This is a genomic window from Pseudomonas sp. RU47 (assembly GCF_004011755.1).
Taxonomy (GTDB): Bacteria; Pseudomonadota; Gammaproteobacteria; order Pseudomonadales; family Pseudomonadaceae; genus Aquipseudomonas.
Genome location: NZ_CP022411.1, coordinates 5,105,006 through 5,121,468, shown reverse-complemented (window position 1 = coordinate 5,121,468; position 16,463 = coordinate 5,105,006). Strand labels below are relative to the sequence as shown.

Annotated in this window: 16 protein-coding genes and 1 pseudogene; 11 read left to right on the top strand and 6 right to left on the bottom strand. The window is 58.5% G+C overall.

The window, feature by feature from the left end; all coding sequences use genetic code 11:
• The first annotated feature begins 29 nt into the window (after nucleotides 1–29).
• Both CCX46_RS23385 and def read left to right on the top strand, forming a co-directional pair.
• The gene (locus CCX46_RS23385; RefSeq protein WP_127929484.1) at nucleotides 30–980 is read left to right on the top strand and encodes a YihY/virulence factor BrkB family protein; all 951 of its coding nucleotides are present in this window, start codon (nucleotides 30–32) and stop codon (nucleotides 978–980) included.
• Nucleotides 981–982: 2 nt separating this feature from the next.
• Complete coding sequence (def, locus tag CCX46_RS23380) at nucleotides 983–1,522, top strand: peptide deformylase (protein WP_127929483.1); 540 nt, start codon at nucleotides 983–985, stop codon at nucleotides 1,520–1,522.
• A gap of 128 nt (nucleotides 1,523–1,650) precedes the next feature.
• Here def and CCX46_RS23375 read toward each other — a convergent pair whose 3' ends face one another.
• Entirely contained in the window at nucleotides 1,651–2,070 is a 420-nt protein-coding gene (locus CCX46_RS23375) for a GNAT family N-acetyltransferase (protein ID WP_127929482.1), read from the bottom strand.
• A gap of 324 nt (nucleotides 2,071–2,394) precedes the next feature.
• Between CCX46_RS23375 and CCX46_RS23370 the strand changes: the two genes are divergently transcribed.
• The 6 genes and pseudogenes from CCX46_RS23370 to CCX46_RS31225 all read left to right on the top strand — a co-directional run bounded on the left by CCX46_RS23370 (nucleotide 2,395) and on the right by CCX46_RS31225 (nucleotide 7,882).
• Nucleotides 2,395–3,336: a fatty acid desaturase gene (locus CCX46_RS23370; protein ID WP_127929481.1), complete on the top strand. Its 942-nt coding sequence runs from the start codon at nucleotides 2,395–2,397 to the stop codon at nucleotides 3,334–3,336.
• Nucleotides 3,337–3,477: 141 nt separating this feature from the next.
• The gene (locus CCX46_RS23360) at nucleotides 3,478–4,269 is read left to right on the top strand and encodes a phosphate/phosphite/phosphonate ABC transporter substrate-binding protein (protein WP_127929480.1); all 792 of its coding nucleotides are present in this window, start codon (nucleotides 3,478–3,480) and stop codon (nucleotides 4,267–4,269) included.
• A 189-nt stretch (nucleotides 4,270–4,458) separates the two neighbouring features.
• Entirely contained in the window at nucleotides 4,459–4,986 is a 528-nt protein-coding gene (locus tag CCX46_RS23355) for a sigma-70 family RNA polymerase sigma factor (RefSeq protein WP_127929479.1), read from the top strand.
• Nucleotides 4,983–5,996, top strand: coding sequence for an ABC transporter substrate-binding protein (locus CCX46_RS23350; protein ID WP_127929478.1), 1,014 nt, complete (start codon nucleotides 4,983–4,985; stop codon nucleotides 5,994–5,996). The genes CCX46_RS23355 and CCX46_RS23350 overlap by 4 nt, the downstream gene beginning before the upstream one ends.
• 566 nt (nucleotides 5,997–6,562) lie before the next feature.
• Nucleotides 6,563–7,339, top strand: a pseudogene (locus tag CCX46_RS31230) (PAS domain-containing protein); the annotation flags it as partial.
• Nucleotides 7,340–7,342: 3 nt separating this feature from the next.
• Entirely contained in the window at nucleotides 7,343–7,882 is a 540-nt protein-coding gene (locus tag CCX46_RS31225; RefSeq protein ID WP_223259141.1) for a methyl-accepting chemotaxis protein, read from the top strand.
• Nucleotides 7,883–8,017: 135 nt separating this feature from the next.
• Here CCX46_RS31225 and CCX46_RS23340 read toward each other — a convergent pair whose 3' ends face one another.
• The 3 genes from CCX46_RS23340 to CCX46_RS23330 all read right to left on the bottom strand — a co-directional run bounded on the left by CCX46_RS23340 (nucleotide 8,018) and on the right by CCX46_RS23330 (nucleotide 10,709).
• Nucleotides 8,018–8,563 (bottom strand): hypothetical protein, encoded by a 546-nt coding sequence (locus CCX46_RS23340; protein ID WP_127929476.1) that lies wholly within the window; start codon nucleotides 8,561–8,563, stop codon nucleotides 8,018–8,020.
• Between the two features lie 155 nt (nucleotides 8,564–8,718).
• Nucleotides 8,719–10,143, bottom strand: coding sequence for an MFS transporter (locus CCX46_RS23335; RefSeq protein ID WP_127929475.1), 1,425 nt, complete (start codon nucleotides 10,141–10,143; stop codon nucleotides 8,719–8,721).
• 125 nt (nucleotides 10,144–10,268) lie between these two features.
• On the bottom strand, nucleotides 10,269–10,709 hold the full coding sequence (locus tag CCX46_RS23330; RefSeq protein ID WP_127929474.1) for a PACE efflux transporter: 441 nt from the start codon (nucleotides 10,707–10,709) through the stop codon (nucleotides 10,269–10,271).
• Nucleotides 10,710–10,831: 122 nt separating this feature from the next.
• Between CCX46_RS23330 and CCX46_RS23325 the strand changes: the two genes are divergently transcribed.
• On the top strand, nucleotides 10,832–11,704 hold the full coding sequence (locus tag CCX46_RS23325; protein ID WP_127929473.1) for a LysR family transcriptional regulator: 873 nt from the start codon (nucleotides 10,832–10,834) through the stop codon (nucleotides 11,702–11,704).
• Between the two features lie 141 nt (nucleotides 11,705–11,845).
• Here CCX46_RS23325 and CCX46_RS23320 read toward each other — a convergent pair whose 3' ends face one another.
• Nucleotides 11,846–12,877 carry a LacI family DNA-binding transcriptional regulator gene (locus CCX46_RS23320; RefSeq protein ID WP_127929472.1) on the bottom strand — a complete coding sequence of 344 codons (1,032 nt, stop codon included), beginning with the start codon at nucleotides 12,875–12,877 and terminating at the stop codon, nucleotides 11,846–11,848.
• Nucleotides 12,878–13,092: 215 nt separating this feature from the next.
• On the opposite strand from CCX46_RS23320, the gene CCX46_RS23315 reads away from it, so the two are divergent.
• Both CCX46_RS23315 and CCX46_RS23310 read left to right on the top strand, forming a co-directional pair.
• Nucleotides 13,093–13,626 (top strand): gluconokinase, encoded by a 534-nt coding sequence (locus tag CCX46_RS23315; RefSeq protein ID WP_007917804.1) that lies wholly within the window; start codon nucleotides 13,093–13,095, stop codon nucleotides 13,624–13,626.
• Between the two features lie 82 nt (nucleotides 13,627–13,708).
• Nucleotides 13,709–15,064 (top strand): GntP family permease, encoded by a 1,356-nt coding sequence (locus CCX46_RS23310; protein WP_127929471.1) that lies wholly within the window; start codon nucleotides 13,709–13,711, stop codon nucleotides 15,062–15,064.
• A 163-nt stretch (nucleotides 15,065–15,227) separates the two neighbouring features.
• On the opposite strand, the gene alaC is transcribed toward CCX46_RS23310, so the two are convergent.
• Nucleotides 15,228–16,445, bottom strand: coding sequence for an alanine transaminase (gene alaC / locus CCX46_RS23305; RefSeq protein WP_127929470.1), 1,218 nt, complete (start codon nucleotides 16,443–16,445; stop codon nucleotides 15,228–15,230).
• Nucleotides 16,446–16,463 lie beyond the last annotated feature (18 nt).

Sequence of the window (16,463 nt, the reverse complement as noted above, 5' to 3'; positions counted from 1 at the left end):
AACCTGTATTGCGGCGAAAGGAGACGCGAATGATATTTCCAGACATGAAAGGTCTGCCCCTGCATCGGGTGATGATGCGCACGGTCACTGAATTCGTCGACGACGAAATGTCGACCTACGCCTCGGCACTGGCTTACCAGATGCTGTTCTCGCTGTTCCCGTTCATTCTGTTTCTGATCGCCCTGATCGGTTTCCTGCACCTGCCGGACTTCTTCTCCTGGCTGCGCCTGCAATCGGAACTGGTCCTGCCGCCGCAGGCGCTGGAGCAAGTCAATCCGGTCATTGACCAGTTACAGCAGTCAAAGGGTGGCCTGCTTTCCGTCGGTATCGTGATCGCCCTGTACACCGCCTCCGCCGGTGTGCGCTTGATGATGAGCGCGATGAACGCCGCATACGACGTGGTTGAAGGCCGGCCGATCTGGAAGCGTTTCCCACTGTCGATTTTCTACACCGTCGGCATCGCCGGCATGCTGCTGGTGGCCGCCGCGCTGATGGTGCTCGGGCCGCAGGTGATGGGCTGGATCGCCGCGCAGGTGGGACTGGAAGACTTCATCGTCACCGTGTGGACCATCGCGCGCTGGCCGGTGATCGTGATTCTGATGATGGTCGCCGTGGCACTGATCTACTACGTCATGCCGGACGTCAAACAGGAATTCCGTTTCATCACACCCGGTTCTGTGTTGGCCGTGGTGGTGTGGATCATCGCTTCGTTGGGGTTCGCCTTCTACGTAAAAACCTTCGCCAACTACAACGCGATGTATGGCAGCATCGGGGCGATCATCGTGCTGTTGCTGTACTTCTACATTTCCGCTGCGGTGCTGTTGCTCGGCGCCGAGATGAACGCGGTGATCGAGCACATGTCCAGCGAGGGCAAGGATGCGGGTGAGAAAGTCCCCGGCGAACTCGATGAACATCCCAAACAACACGTCTCGGGCCTGGGCCGCGATCATTCGCTCAAGCCGGACACTGACGAAGTCTGATCATGATCCGTGAAATTCTGAAAATGGGCGACGAGCGCCTGCTGCGCATCGCCCCGCCAGTGCCGGCCGAGATGTTCGACAGCCCCGAGCTGTGGCAACTGATCGACGATATGTTCCAGACCATGGAAAGCGTCGGCGGCGTTGGCTTGGCCGCGCCGCAGATCGGTGTCGATCTGCAACTGGTGATCTTTGGTTTTGAACACAGCGAGCGTTATCCGGACGCTGAAGCCGTGCCGCAGACGATCCTGATCAATCCGCTGATCACGCCGCTGAGTCCGTTGCTGGAGGAGGGCTTTGAAGGGTGTCTGTCGGTGCCGGGTTTGCGCGGTGCGGTGGAGCGTTATCAGCAGATTCGTTACGAAGGGTTTGATCCGAAGGGCGAGCCGATTGTGCGCACTGCTTCGGGCTTCCACGCGCGCGTTGTGCAGCACGAGTGCGATCACCTGATCGGCCGCTTGTACCCGTCGCGGATCACCGATTTCAGCAAATTCGGTTTTACCGAAGTGATGTTCCCGGATCTCGATCCCACAGCTGACGATTAATTCAAGACTCAACACATCCCCTGTGGGAGCGAGCCTGCTCGCGAATGCGCAATATCAGTGACAGATTCTGTGACTGACACACCGCTTTCGCGAGCAGGCTCGCTCCCACATTGGTTTTTGCATGTCCTTCAGGATTGAGCGGGAACCCTTTCCATAGCAATCATCGGCTTGCTCCGCGCATACCGGCTCAATCGCTCTGCCATCGCTTGCGGCAGCGCCGGATCGAACGTGAACCCGCGTCGCTCATAAAACTCACGCAAATCAGGATGGCAGAACAGCCACACTGGCTCGCTCACATCCTGCACCGCTGCTGCGATCAACTGCGCGGCAAGCCCTTGTTCGCGACAGCCCGGATCAACGAACAACCCGGTCAACCAATGCCCGCCCGCCACCGGCCGCAAGCACAACGCGGCAACAATCTCTCCCCGTCGCGCGACCCACAATTGCGCGTCGCGAACAGCTTTCATCGATGATTGATGGCTGCGGTAAAACTTGTTCATCAACGGCCATAACGACTCGTCGAGCAGGCTGTATCGGGTGTCGGGCATGGGATCGGACTGTCGGTGGGCAAAGCGGCGATTATAAAAGAACGCACGGCTCTGGATAGGTGTATACCTGACCTCACATCCCCTGTGAGTGGAGTACGCATCATGTCCAAAGGTATGGATTCAAAGAAAGCCGCGAAGAAGAAACCGGCCAAGACCGCGATTGAAAAACGCGCAGAGAAGAAAGCCAAGAAAGTCGACATATTCGGCCATTGATCACGTCTTTCCGGAGCCCGGTTCTCGGGCTCCTGCCTAACCCGAAAATAATCTGCAAGATTGCGCCGCGTCGTTGCACAGAAGGGAAAGAATCCCGTTTTGAGCAACGCCATGTCCCATTACTTCGACGCCGCCCATCGCCAGCAGATCGAAACCCTGCGCCAACGCTTCACCGCCCGCACCGAATGGCCGACCTGGCTGTTGCTGATCGGCGTCTATGGCGGTTGGTTTGCCATTGTGCTCAATAGTCAGTGGCTCGGTCGTGGCTTGAGCACGTTGCTGCTGGTTCCGCTACTGGTGCTGTGGCTGTCAGTGCAGCACGAATTGCTCCACGGGCATCCGACCCGCTGGACCTTGCTCAACAAAATCCTCGGCTACGCGCCATTCGCGGTGTGGTATCCGTACACGCTGTATCGCGACAGCCATTTGTTGCATCACCGCGATGAGGATCTGACTGTGCCCGGCGTCGATCCGGAGAGCCGTTACCTGACCCGCGCTGGCTGGCAGGGCAGTTCGCTGTTCGAACGCAGCCTGCACTGGCTGAACAAAACCGTACTCGGCCGTTTCGCAACGGGTGCCCCCCTGGCGTTGTTGGCGCTCGCTGGCGAAGAACTGCAGCGGCTGAAGAATGGCGAACGCCAGGCGTGGCTGATGTGGCTGACCCACGGCGCGTTTACCCTGCTGATGCTGGGGTTCATCGCTCGATACAGCGTGCTGCCGGTCTGGCATTACCTGTTGCTGATCAGCGTGCCGGCGCTGTCGATCGCGATGATCCGCTCCTACTATGAACACCGCCCGCATGCGCAACCGGAACAGCGCACGGTGCTCAATGAGGCCGGTTGGCCATGGCGCTGGTTGTTCCTTAATCTGAATTTTCATCTGGTGCATCACGACTTGCCGAAGCTTGCGTGGTACGACTTGCCGACGGTTTACCGGATGCATCGCGAGCAGTGGATCGCACGCAGTGGCGGGTTTCTGGTGCGCGGGTATGGCGAGTTCTGGCGGTGCAATGTCTTCAGGCCGATCGACAGTCCCGAGCATCCGTTCCACTGACCCAAGAACACCACAAAACCCTGTGGGAGCGAGCCTGCTCGCGAAGGCGTAGTGTCAGTTGATGAATCTGTTGTCTGACCCAGCGCTTTCGCGAGCAGGCTCGCTCCCACATTGGATATTTGTAACTCGGGGAAAATGTGCATGACCCAACACCACACCGAACTCCTGATGTACGTCGCCCCCGAGCCAATCCGCGCGGCGAATGAGCGCTGGATTGCGCGCATTCTCGAGCAACTTGGCCACACCCGCCTGAGTGCTGAAGGCCTGTCATTGCCCGAACTCTGGTTATCCCCCGATCTGCTGCTCACGCAAACCTGCGGCTACCCGCTGATGACCGCTTTGCGCGGACAAGTGCGGATCGTCGGACGTCCTCGCTACGAACTGCCTGACGCCAGCGCCGGCAATCATTGCAGCCTGATCCTCGGCCGCGCTGATGACCCACGCAAAACCCTGACGGATTTTCACAACAGTCGGGGGGTGATCAATAGTGAGGACTCCAACAGCGGCATGAACCTGTTGCGTCAGCGCTTGGCGCCGCTGAATCAGGACGGACAATTTTTTGCCTCGGTCGGCATCAGCGGCGGCCATCGAGAGAGCCTGCGCTGGTTGCGCGAACACCGTGCCGATCTGGCCGCCATCGACAGCGTCACCTACGCCTATCTGGCGCAACATGCGCCGCAAGAAGTCAGTGCCTTGCAGGTGATTGCGCGCAGTGCGTGGAGTCCGACCTTGCCATTCATTACGGTAGGTAGTGCTACGGATGAGCAGATCGAGCAGCTCCGACAGGTAATGAATGAAACCTTGCGCGAACTCCCTGATGTCGCACAGACCTTGGGATTGCCTGAGGTGTTTGCGGCCAGTGAGCGCGATTATCAAATCCTGCTCGACTATCAGCGTGAGGCTGAAGGACTTGGCTATGGCCGCTTGCGCTAAAGATCGCAGCCTTCGGCAGCTGCTACAGGAGATCGGTGCAGGAGCTGCCGAAGGCTGCGATCTTTTGATTTTTTAGTTTTAAATAGAATATAAAGATTCGTTTTAAGTATTTTAAACGAATAAGGCGCCTTGCTACGATCGCGCCACCGGAACACCGGACATTCAGCGACCCCTAACCCAGGAGCCCCTATGTCCGGCGCCGCCATTTCCCATCGTCACACCGTGGACGACCTGTTCCGCGCTCACTATCGCTGGCTCTGTGCCTATCTGCGCCGTCATCTGCATGACGCCGCCAGTATTGAAGATATTGCTTCCGAGACCTTCGTGCAGTTACTTGAAGCACCGACGCTGCGGGCCATTCGCGAACCCCGCGCGTTGCTGACGACCGTCGCCCAACGCCTGCTTTATCAGCGCTGGCGACGCGCAGATCTGGAGCGCGGATATCGCCAGCAGATCGATGTCGATTACGCCGCATCGGCTGAAGAAATCGTCCAGCTATCGCAAACCCTCAACCGCCTCGATCACAGCTTGCAACGCTTGCCCGGCAAGGTTCGCACAGCGTTTCTGCTCGCCCGCATCGACGGCCTGACCTACCCGCAAATCGCTGCCGAGCTGGGCATCTCCCAGCGTTCGGTCAGCGAGTACATGAGCCGTTCCCAAGCGCTATGCGATCGCCATAGCGCCAACCAATTTCTGGAAGACAAGAGGTCTGCATGAGATCGATCAAAAACCTGCTCGGCACGTCGCTGCTGGCCCTCAGCCTTAGCGTCGGCGCTGTCTCGGCGGCGGAGAAAACCGCGCCGATTCACTTCGGTGACATCACTTGGGAAAGCGGCAGTTTCATCACCGAAGTGCTGCGCCTGATCGTTGAGAAAGGCTACGGTTACCCGACCGACACCTTGCCCGGCAGCACGGTCAGCCTTGAGGCCGCGCTGGCGAAAAATGACATTCAGGTGATTGGCGAGGAATGGGCCGGGCGCAGTCCGGCGTGGGTCAAAGCGGCCGCCGAAGGTAAGGTGTTCGGTTTGGGCGATACCGTCAAAGGTGCCACCGAAGGCTGGTGGGTGCCGGAGTATGTGATCAAGGGCGACCCTGAACGCGGCATCAAAGCGTTGGCACCCGAGTTGAAATCGGTGGCCGATCTGCCGCGCTACAAAGACGTGTTCCGCGACCCGGAAGATCCGACTCGCGGGCGTTTCCTCAACAGCCCGACCGGTTGGACTTCGGAGATCGTCAACAGTCAGAAGCTCAAGGCCTATGCGCTGAACGACAGCTTCGTGAATTTCCGCACCGGTTCCGGCGCGGCACTGGATGCCGAGGTGGCGTCGTCGATCAAGCGGGGCAAACCGGTGCTGTTCTACTACTGGTCACCGACGCCGCTGCTCGGCCGGTTCAAACTGGTGAAACTGGAAGAACCACCGTTCGATGCCGAAGCCTGGAAGACCCTGGCCGATGCCAACAATCCCAACCCCAAGGGCACTCGTTCGATGCCGGCAAGCCTGGCGATTGGCGTGTCGGCGCCGTTCAAGGCGCAGTATCCGGAGTTGGTGGCGTTCTTCGAGAAAGTCGATTTGCCGATTGATCTGTTGAACCAGACTTTGGCGGGGATGAGTGAAAAACGTTTGCAGCCGAGGTTGGTGGCGGAAGCGTTTTTGCGTGATCAGCCGCAGGTCTGGAAGCCTTGGGTGCCTGTTGAGGTGGCGACCAAGGTGAGCGGAAGTCTGTAAGTCGTTTCTGTTGTTTATGTAGTGCTTCTTATGGCGCCTTCGCGAGCAGGCTCGCTCCCACATTGGAATGCGTTTCTCCTGTGGGAGCGAGCTTGCTCGCGAAAGCGTCTGCCCCGCCAACAATTCTCTTCGCGCTGAACCGTTTCTTGTGCAAAAAGTGCCAGATACTGGCCGACTAGTGGCCTTGCGCAAGGCTTGCCGCTGGCTATGCTTCTCGTAACTAACTATGTCGACCGTCATGTCAAAACATGGCTCAAACACATCGTTGGTCCGTGAACTCATGCTGCCAGAGTGCGCAACCCGAGGCACCGACACTGAACCAACAAGGAGCGTCGCTTACATGGAAGTTCTTCAACGCGTTAGGGCTGGCCCGCGTGCGGGCTATCAAGAGAAGGATGTCTTGATTAGAGCGTCGCTGCATGGACGCTCCGATTGATCATCATTTATCACCTGACAACTTCCTCCCGTGGAGGAATGCGTGTGCCTGTTCTGTGGAACGTAGTGGTGGATTCTGAAAGACCTGAACTTTCATCAAATCAAAAGAACGCGCGGAAGGTGATACAACCATGTTCAACCTACATCACAAGGCTGACCTGCAGGAAATCGAGCGCTTCAGCTGCGCCTTGACCGAGGCCAACGCCAAGCTGGAAGCGATCAGCCGTTCGATGGCCATGATCGAGTTCAGCCCTGACGGCATCGTTATCGATGCCAATGAAAACTTCTGCAAGACCATGGGCTACAGCGCCGATGAAGTGCGTGGCAAACATCATCGGGTGTTTTGTGAAGAGGTGTTCTACCGCAGTGAGGAATACGCAAAGCTATGGCGTGACCTGGCCCGTGGTGAACCGATCAGCGGGACTTTTCTGCGTTTGAACAAGGCCGGCAGGGAAGTCTGGCTCGAAGCCAGTTACATGCCGGTGTATGGCCCGGACAAGCAAGTCAGAAGTGTGATCAAAGTGGCGGCGGACATCACCGCGCGGATCAACAAGGAACACGAAGAAGAAAGCATGCTGGCGGCGATTGGTCGCTCCATGGCGGTGATCGAGTTCACTCCGGAAGGCAATGTCATCACCGCCAACGACAACTTCCTCAAGACCATGCAGTACTCGCTCAACGAAATCATCGGCCATCACCACAGCATGTTCTGTCATCGCAGTGAAGCGGAATCCTCGCAGTACAAGGCATTCTGGGCTTCGCTCAACCGCGGCGAATATCACTCACATCGTTTCGAGCGCAAGAACAAGTCCGGGCACATGGTCTATCTGGAAGCCTCGTATAACCCGTTGTTCGACGCCAAGGGCCGCCTGTACAAAGTGGTCAAGTTCGCGAGCGACATCACCCATCAGATGACCACTTTGCAGAACGCTGCCGAATCGGCCCACAGCACCTCGGTACAAAACGATGCCTGCGCGCAAAAAGGCTCACAAGTCGTGCAGCAAACCGTGCAGATCATTCAGGACATCTCCCGCGACCTCAACGAAGCTGCCGTGAGCATCGATGCGGTGAGCAAGCAATCGGACATCATCGGCACCATCGTTCAGACCATTCGCGGGATTGCCGACCAGACCAATTTGTTGGCGCTTAACGCGGCGATTGAAGCAGCGCGGGCCGGTGAACACGGGCGCGGATTTGCGGTAGTGGCGGATGAGGTGCGTAGCCTCGCGGCGCGGACCAGTCAGGCGACCCTGGAAATTGTCGATGTGGTGCGCAAGAACCATGACCTGTCGCTGAGTGCGGTGTCGAGTATGCAATCGAGCCTAAGTCGTACCGGGCTTGGCGTGGAGCTGGCGAATGAAGCGGGGGAGGTGATTCTGGAGATTCAGCAGGGATCGCGGCATGTGGTGGATGCGATCAGCCAGTTCAATGAAACCCTGCAACTGAACTGATTTCTTCAGCTGGATACAATCAATGTGGGAGCGAGCTTGCTCGCGAAAGCGATGTGTCAGTAGGTGGAAATTTCACTGATACACCGCCTTCGCGAGCAAGCTCGCTCCCACATTTGATTTCAGGCGACCTGGAGATCACAGCGCTGCGAGAAACTTGTCCGCCTGCTTGTCGCTGTCCTTCACATCGTTGTCTTTTTCTGCCTGCGCCAACTTCATCTTGTCCTGCAAGCGTTCGGCGATCTCTTTGCCGATGGCCAGTTGTTTCTCCGGCGGCATGGCTTTGATGTCGTCTTCGGTCAGCCCCATGGACTGCAGGATACTGTCGCGCAGACGCTGTTCCGGCGTCTTGCTCATGTAGTCCTTGAACTCGTCGGTGGCAGTTTTTGCCGAGGCGCTGGTGGCGTCGGTCGATTGCAGATTCACGCGGGTCTTGGCGAACGCTTCGTCGACGTTATCGCTGATGCGTGTGGCTTCGCTGACTTGCTGGGTGGCGATCTGCGTGGCCGAGTCCTGCACCTTGGCGGTGGCTTCGGCGGTTTGCGCCTGGGTCTGGTTTTGCAGGGTCTGCAGCATGGCGCCGTGCAGGCCACCTTGCAGACCGGCGGCGGCGGTGGATGTCGCATCGTCATTCAGCGCTTTGGGCAGGTGAATGATTTGCTGTTGTTTGGCACTGATCAACATGATGAGTGGACCTGTAGGTAATTGCTGACTCGCGTACCAGAGCAATTACCGTGCCTTCTGAATAAATTCTTTTATTTCAACAAGTTGATCATTAGTCAGGTGTTCGCAGCGGTCATCCCTTGCCGATAAGCGGCAGAGGATGACCGTTGCCACCCTCAGCGATGAGCGATGTTTTCCAGCGCCAGATTGCGCGTGCGTGGGCCGAACCAGCCGATGGTCATCATCACGATCAGCATGCTGCTGACGATAAACGCCAGTACGCCCGGTGTGCCGAAGTTGTCGAGAAACAGACCGATCAACAGGCTGCTGAATACCGTCGACAAACGACTGAACGAATAGCAGAAACCCACCGCCCGGGCGCGGATGTTGGTCGGGAACAGTTCGCTCTGGTACGAGTGATAACTGAAGCTCAGCCAGGCGTTGCAGAAAGTGATCATCACTCCGCAGAAGATCAGCCCGAACGCACTGGTTTGCAGGGCGAACAACGTGCCGAAGGTCATCGCGCCGAGGGCCGAGCCGACGATCTGCCATTTGTTCTCGAAACGGTTGGCGAACTTTACGAACAGCAACGGCCCGAGCGGGTAGGCGAGGGTGATGATGAACGCATACATCAAACTGTGGGTGACGCTGACGCCCTGGCCGGAGAGTAACGCCGGCAACCAGTTGCCGAAACCGAAGAACCCGATGGCCTGGAAGATGTGGAAAACGATCAGCATCAATGCGCGACGACGATACGGTGGCTGCCAGATATCGGCGAAGCGACCCTTGCCTTCGACGTCGACCGGTACGGCTTCGGGAACGTCCAGCGGCTTGCCGTGATCTTTCTCGCATCGTGCTTCGATGCCATCGAGAATCCGGTTGGCTTCATCAAAGCGGCCATGCTGCGCGAGCCAGCGCGGCGATTCCGGCAGACGCTTGCGCAGCCACCAGATAAACAGCGCAAACACCGCACTGGCCAACACCACCCAACGCCAGCCGGACACGCCGAATGGAGCTTGTGGCACCAGCCACCACGACATCAACGCCACCGCCGGCACCGACAGGAACTGCACGAAAAACGCAAAGGCGAACGCCGAACTGCGCATGCGTTTGGGCACCAGTTCCGAGAGGTAGGCGTCGATGGTCACCAGTTCGATACCCAAGCCGATGCCGACCAGAAAGCGCATGCAGATGATGCCCAGCGCCGAGCTCTGAATACCCATCAACACCGTTGCCACCGTGTACCAGACCAGCGCGAAGGTGAAGATCGCGCGGCGGCCGAATCGGTCTGCCAAAGGGCTGAGCAGGCTGGCGCCGAGGAACAGGCCGAGGAATGTCGCCGAAGCAAACGCCGCTTGATCGGAGAAGCCGAACACGCCCTGATTGCCGGTGGCGAAGATGCCGTCGCGGATCAGACCGGGGCTGATGTAGGCGGTCTGGAACAGATCGTAGAGTTCGAAAAATCCACCGATCGACAGCAGCGCCACCAGCCGCCAGATCGTCGCGACCGCCGGAAGACGATCAATGCGGGCGGACACCTGAGCGGCGCGTATCGGGTCGATGCCGTCGCTTTGCGCGGCGGCGGGGGCGTGAGCAGTCATGGGCTGATCCATTTTTTATTGATGGAAAAGCTTAGCCTGCTATCGGAGTTAACGGATTGTGAATATCGGCGGTTTAACCGGCTAAACCGCTGATTTCTCGCAATATCTGCTTACCAATTAACGATTTATGCCGCAGCGGTCGAATCCGGTAGCGCCGAGGCAGGCAACCCGAAGATCCGGTCAAACAGCCAGTTGAAGGCAAACGTGTAGCAGGGGATGAAAATGATCAGCGCCAGATCCAGGAGGAAGGCTTGTACCAGACTGATGTTCATCCACCACGCGATCAACGGAATCAGGAACACGATCAGCGTCAGTTGAAAGCCGACGGCGTGGGCGATGCGTCGTTTTACTGTGCGAGTACGTGAAATCTGGCGGCTTTCCCAGTGCTCGAACAACGAGGTGTAAATGAAGTTCCAGGTCACGGCGATGGTGGTGATGATCACTGCCAGCGGCCCGGTGCTGCCCGGGGAGGTGCCGGACAACAGCGCCAGACCGAGGGCGGAGAAGGTCATGCCGATCACTTCGTAGAGCGATACATAGACCAGTTTGCGTTTGACGCCTTGCATGGGGGTTTGCCTCTTTCTTGCCGTTTGTTGGCCAGTGGGACTGGCGAAGACGGCGAAAGATAGCTTCAATGGGGCTGACAGAAAAAGTCAGCTACTTTCAGTTCTATTGATAGGTGTTCAGGGTGAATTTCAACAGCGACAGCATCGAGCTGTTTCTTGCCGTGATCGAGCGCGGCTCGTTTTCGGCGGCGGCTCGAGCGTTAGGTCGGGTGCCTTCCGCCGTCAGCATGAGTATTGGCAATCTTGAAGCGGAGCTGGGTTATCTGCTCTTCGACCGCAGCCATCGCGAACCGCAGCCCACGGCGATGGCGTTGTCGCTGGTACCCCATGCGCGGCTTATTGCCGAGCAGCTCAAGCAGTTGCAAGTGCATGCGGTGGAACTGTCGTTGGGACTGGAGAGCAAGTTGTCGATCGGCGTGGTCGCGGACATCGACCGGCGGCGTTTGCTGGCGGCGATCAAGGTGATCGCCGAGCGTCATCCGCTGCTCGATATCGAAGTGCTCACCGCGCCGCAAGATGACGTGCTGGCGATGCTGCACAGTGGCCGGGTCAGCGTGTGCCTGGCGTTCGCCGGGCTGAGCATGAATGTGCTGGAGCGTTTTCAGTTCGTCGGCAGCGAACGGATGATCGCCACGCTGGCGGCGGACAGTCCGCAGTTACAGGGGCAGGATGTGTTTCTCGAGGATCTGGTGCATGTGCGGCAGATCATCGTCGCCAGCCGCGACTTGCCGATCAGTGAGACGCGGCCGTTGGTGGCAGAGTCGTATTGGCGCACCGACAGTCTTGAGACGGCAATGGAAATGGTCGAGGCGGGATTGGGTTGGGGCAATTTTCCGCTGTCGGTGGTGCAGTCGCGGCTGGACAGCGGACGGCTGAAACGGCTGAATTTCCGCAACATCGAAAATGGTTTGGTGATGCCGGTGCACGCGGTGTGGCTCAAGAGCCAGCCATTGCAGAAGGGCGCGCATGCCCTCGTCGAATTGTTGGGCGGTTGATCGTTCCCACGCTCTGCGTGGGAATGCAGCCCGGGACGCTCTGCGTCCCATCAAAAGCCGAACGCGGAGCGTCCGTTGAGGCATTCCCACGCAGAGCGTGGGAACGATCAGTGAAGCCAGCTCCCACAGGGATTTCAGGGGTTATGTGCTTTCACGAATCTTCAGTTCGAAGCCCATGTCTTCCACCGGGCGCGCCACGCTGTTACCGGCCATCAACGTCAACATCTGCTCCGCCGCCCGCCGGCCAATTGCTTCACGCGGGGTGTTGATGCTGCTCAGGCGCGGCACCATGTGCTCGGACATCGGCAAGTCGTTAAAACCGAGAATCGCCACCTGCTCGGGAATCTTGATGCCGTGGCGCAGTGCTTCCAGCAACGCTCCCTGCGCCAAATCGTCGTTACCAAAGAAGATCGCATCAACATCCGGATGCGCCGCGAGCAATTGCATAAACAGTTCCCCGCCCAAGCCCACCGATGAAGAGCGCGGCGTCAGCACTTCCAGATCCGGGTCATAACGCCCGGCCTTCTGCAGCGCTTTGCGAAAACCTTCACCACGCAACAAGGTGCGCTGATCGAGCTGTGCGCCAATGTAAGCCAGACGCTTGCGTCCACGTGAGAGCAAATGCTCGGCCGCCGTTTCACCGGCACTGAGCTGCGAGAAGCCGACGCAATTCACCCCGGCGGCGCTGTCCAGTTCCATCATGTACACGCAGGGAATGTTGCTCGCCTCGATCATCCGCCGCGAACTTTCCGTGCGATCAAACCCGGTCAGCAAAAATCCACGCGGCTGATAGGCCATGTAGTTGCGCAGCAGGTTTTCTTCTTCATCGCGCGAGTAGTGGAAGTTGCCGATCAGCACTTCGAAGCCTTTGGGTGTCAATACCCGATGAATGGCTTCCAGCGTATCGATGAACAGCAAGTTGGATAACGAAGGCACCAGAACCACCACCGAATGGCTCTGCGCCGAGGCCAACGCGCGGGCGGCCGGGTTTACTACGTAGTTGAGCTCGAGGGCGGCTTTCTGCACTTTTTCCACCAGTTCGGTGGCGACCGTGCTGACCCCACGCAAGGCGCGAGAAGCGGTAATCGGGCTGACACCGGCCAGGCGGGCAACTTCATTCAGGGTAGGACGGCCGGTGGTGCGGGTATTTTTATCGTTTTTAGGGGTGGTCATCGACGGCTTGCCAAACAAAAATCAAGGCACTAAGGTAGCGCTGTCCTGATGCAGCTGTAAATGCGTAAGCGAGGTCCTGCCTGATCTTCGCTTTTTGGTGTTGGGAACAAACCTGCTGCAACCCAAAAAAACGACAAGAAGGCGTCGGCAACTTCTGCCTGTGCACTAGAGTCATAGCTAGCAAAGGTAGCGCTGTCTGCGCGCTGAGGTGTTATATGAGTCATCCCATCACCGCCCTGGTCATCATGGGCGTTGCCGGTTGCGGCAAGACGTGCGTCAGCGAGGCCTTGTGCCAATTGAGCGGCGCCACTGCCATTGAAGGCGATACTTTCCATCCGGCCGCGAACATCGAAAAGATGAGCGCGGGGATCCCCCTGAACGACGACGACCGTGCCGGCTGGCTCGACAGCCTGTGCGATGAACTGCGTCGCGTTGATGCGTCGGGCAAACGTCCGGTGCTGACCTGTTCGGCCCTTAAACACAGTTATCGCGAAGTGTTGCGCAGTGCCTTGCCGGGCCTGGGCTTCGTGTTTCTTGAGTTGACCCCTGAAGTCGCCGCTGAACGTGTGTCCCACCGTCCGGGCCACTTCATGCCGGCCACGCTGATCGAAAGCCAGTTCGCCACCCTCGAATCGCCCAAGGGCGAGCCGTTGACCTTGGCCCTGAATGCTTCGATCCACAGCGTTGAAGAACTGGCGTCCCAGGCTCATGTCTGGTGGCAGGCCCACGGTCTGAAGCAGGCGGTATGAGTGTGTTGAAAGAGATAGCGCTGTCCTCCCGACTTCTGTTTAACCCGCTTTAATAACAACAACAATCCAGGAGACACCCCCAATGTTTGGCATGTCCCATGAGACGTTCCTGCTGCTCGATGCAGTGGTCACGGTAATCGGCCTGATTATCCTGATCACCAAATTCAAGATTCACCCGTTCATTTCCCTGACCATCGCCGCCGCGTTCCTCGGCCTGACGTCGGGCATGCCGATCGGCACCATCATCAAGGCGTTCCAGGACGGCTTCGGTGGCGTGCTCGGTTTCGTCGGCATCATCCTTGCGCTGGGCACCATGCTCGGCAAAATGATGGCCGAATCGGGCGGGGCGGATCAGATCGCCCAGACCCTGATCCGGGCGTTCGGTAAAGACAAAGTCCAGTGGGCGATGATGTTCGCCGCGTTCCTGGTGGGCATTCCGCTGTTCTTCGAAATCGGCTTCGTATTGCTGATTCCGCTTGTGTTCATCGTTGCGCGCCGCACTGGCGTGTCGATCATCAAGATCGGTATCCCGCTGCTCGCCGGTCTGTCCGCGGTGCACGGTCTGGTGCCACCGCACCCGGGTCCGCTGCTGGCCATCGGTGTGTTCGGCGCTGACATCGGCAAGACCATTCTTTATGGTCTGATCGTTGCGCTGCCGACCGCGATCATCGCCGGCCCGATTTTCGGTACGTTCATCGCCAAGCACATTCCGGGTCACCCGAATCAGGAACTGGTCGATCAACTGGCCCGTGAAAACGACGACTCGACCACGCTGCCGAGCTTCAGCATCACCCTGATCACCGTGCTGCTGCCGGTGTTCCTGATGCTGCTGAAAACCTTCGCTGACGTGGCGCTGCCGGACGGTCACTTCTTCCGTATCTGGATGGACATGATCGGCCACCCGATCTCGGCGCTGCTGCTGGCGTTGCTGCTGTCGCTGTACACCTTCGGGCACAAGCAGGGCATCGGTTCCCAGCAGATGCTCAAGTGGCTCGACGCGAGCCTGGCGCCAACCGCCGCGATCATCCTGATCATCGGTGCTGGTGGTGGCTTCAAGCAGATGCTGGTCACCAGCGGTGTGGGCGATGTGATCGGCCACATGGCGGTCAGCGCACAGATTTCGCCGATCCTGCTGGCGTGGCTGGTGGCGGCGGTGATTCGTATCGCGACCGGTTCGGCGACTGTGGCAACCATTACAGGCGCGGGCATTGTGGTGCCGGTGGTGGGGATGATTCCGGGTGTGAACCGTGAGCTGCTGGTGCTGGCTACCGGTGCCGGTTCGTTGATCCTGTCCCACGTGAACGACGCCGGTTTCTGGCTGGTGAAGCAATACTTCAACATGACCGTGGCCGAGACGTTCAAGACCTGGACGGCGATGGAAACCATCCTCTCCATCGTCGCGTTGGGCTTTATCCTGCTGTTGTCGCTGTTCGTGTAAGCGCTTCTTGCAGACACAAAAAAACCGCAGCGATGCGGTTTTTTTGTGGGTGATCGTTCCCACGCTCTGCGTGGGAATGCCTCAATGGACGCTCTGCGTCCGCTTTGGGACGCGGAGCGTCCCGGGCTGCATTCCCACGCGGAGCGTGGGAACGATCAGTGCGTCAGGCAGTGGTTTTCGGGGCCAGGCCATCCGCCCGGAACATCCCGCGAATCCCGCGTACCGCCTGACGAATCCGGTCCTGGTTTTCGATCAGCGCAAAGCGCACATGGTCATCGCCATACTCGCCAAACCCCACCCCCGGCGAGACGCACACCTTGGCCTCGGCCAGCAGTTTTTTGGCGAATTCCAGCGAACCCAGATGCGCATACGCCTCGGGAATCTTCGCCCAGACATACATCGACGCCTTCGGATTCTCGACCATCCAGCCCAGTTCATGCAGACCTTTGACCAGCACGTTGCGGCGCTGGCGATACTGCTCGGCAATGTCGCGCACGCACTGCTGATCACCTTCCAGCGCGGCAATTGCGGCGACTTGCAGCGGGGTGAAGGTGCCGTAGTCGTGGTAGCTCTTGATCCGCGCCAAGGCGTTGACCAGTTCCGGGTTACCGACCATGAAGCCGATGCGCCAGCCGGCCATGTTGTAGCTCTTGGACAGGGTGAAAAACTCCACCGCGATGTCCTTGGCACCCGGCACCTGCATGATCGACGGGGCTTTCCAGCCGTCGTAGACGATGTCGGCGTAAGCCAGATCGTGAATCACCAGCACGTCATACTGCTTGGCGAGGGCGATCACCCGTTCGAAGAAATCCAGCTCCACACACTGTGCAGTCGGGTTCGACGGGAAGCCGAGGATCATCATTTTTGGCTTCGGAATCGAGCCACGAATGGCCCGTTCCAGCTCATCGAAGAAATCCACACCCGGCACCAGCGGCACCGAACGCACTTGGGCGCCGGCAATCACCGCACCGTAGATGTGAATCGGATAGCTCGGGTTGGGCACCAAAACAGTGTCGCCCTGATCCAGGGTCGCCAGCATCAGATGCGCCAGGCCTTCCTTGGAACCGATGGTGACAATGGCTTCGCTTTCCGGGTCGATGTCGACTTCGTAGCGTTGCTTGTACCAGTTGGAAATCGCCCGGCGCAGGCGCGGAATGCCCTTGGACGTCGAGTAACCGTGGGTGTCTTCGCGTTGGGCAACCTGGACGAGTTTTTCGACAATGTGCGGCGGCGTGGCGCCGTCGGGGTTGCCCATGCTCAAGTCGATGATGTCTTCACCACGACGCCGCGCGGCCATCTTCAGCTCGGCGGTGATGTTGAAAACGTAAGGGGGGAGTCGATCTATGCGCGCAAAGCGGCGCGGCGAACCTTGTTCAGCCATTGTTGCCTCGGATAACGT

What these genes read in the sequence shown, in the direction of transcription:
- CCX46_RS23320 (WP_127929472.1), bottom strand. Translation starts at nt 12,877, where the DNA reads ATGACCACCCCTAAAAACGATAAAAATACCCGCACCACCGGCCGTCCT.
- CCX46_RS31225 (WP_223259141.1), top strand. Translation starts at nt 7,343, where the DNA reads ATGACCACTTTGCAGAACGCTGCCGAATCGGCCCACAGCACCTCGGTA.
- CCX46_RS23340 (WP_127929476.1), bottom strand. Translation starts at nt 8,563, where the DNA reads ATGTTGATCAGTGCCAAACAACAGCAAATCATTCACCTGCCCAAAGCG.
- CCX46_RS23335 (WP_127929475.1), bottom strand. Translation starts at nt 10,143, where the DNA reads ATGACTGCTCACGCCCCCGCCGCCGCGCAAAGCGACGGCATCGACCCG.
- CCX46_RS23350 (WP_127929478.1), top strand. Translation starts at nt 4,983, where the DNA reads ATGAGATCGATCAAAAACCTGCTCGGCACGTCGCTGCTGGCCCTCAGC.
- CCX46_RS23315 (WP_007917804.1), top strand. Translation starts at nt 13,093, where the DNA reads ATGAGTCATCCCATCACCGCCCTGGTCATCATGGGCGTTGCCGGTTGC.
- CCX46_RS23310 (WP_127929471.1), top strand. Translation starts at nt 13,709, where the DNA reads ATGTTTGGCATGTCCCATGAGACGTTCCTGCTGCTCGATGCAGTGGTC.
- def (WP_127929483.1), top strand. Translation starts at nt 983, where the DNA reads ATGATCCGTGAAATTCTGAAAATGGGCGACGAGCGCCTGCTGCGCATC.
- CCX46_RS23355 (WP_127929479.1), top strand. Translation starts at nt 4,459, where the DNA reads ATGTCCGGCGCCGCCATTTCCCATCGTCACACCGTGGACGACCTGTTC.
- CCX46_RS23385 (WP_127929484.1), top strand. Translation starts at nt 30, where the DNA reads ATGATATTTCCAGACATGAAAGGTCTGCCCCTGCATCGGGTGATGATG.
- CCX46_RS23370 (WP_127929481.1), top strand. Translation starts at nt 2,395, where the DNA reads ATGTCCCATTACTTCGACGCCGCCCATCGCCAGCAGATCGAAACCCTG.
- CCX46_RS23360 (WP_127929480.1), top strand. Translation starts at nt 3,478, where the DNA reads ATGACCCAACACCACACCGAACTCCTGATGTACGTCGCCCCCGAGCCA.
- alaC (WP_127929470.1), bottom strand. Translation starts at nt 16,445, where the DNA reads ATGGCTGAACAAGGTTCGCCGCGCCGCTTTGCGCGCATAGATCGACTC.
- CCX46_RS23330 (WP_127929474.1), bottom strand. Translation starts at nt 10,709, where the DNA reads ATGCAAGGCGTCAAACGCAAACTGGTCTATGTATCGCTCTACGAAGTG.
- CCX46_RS23375 (WP_127929482.1), bottom strand. Translation starts at nt 2,070, where the DNA reads ATGCCCGACACCCGATACAGCCTGCTCGACGAGTCGTTATGGCCGTTG.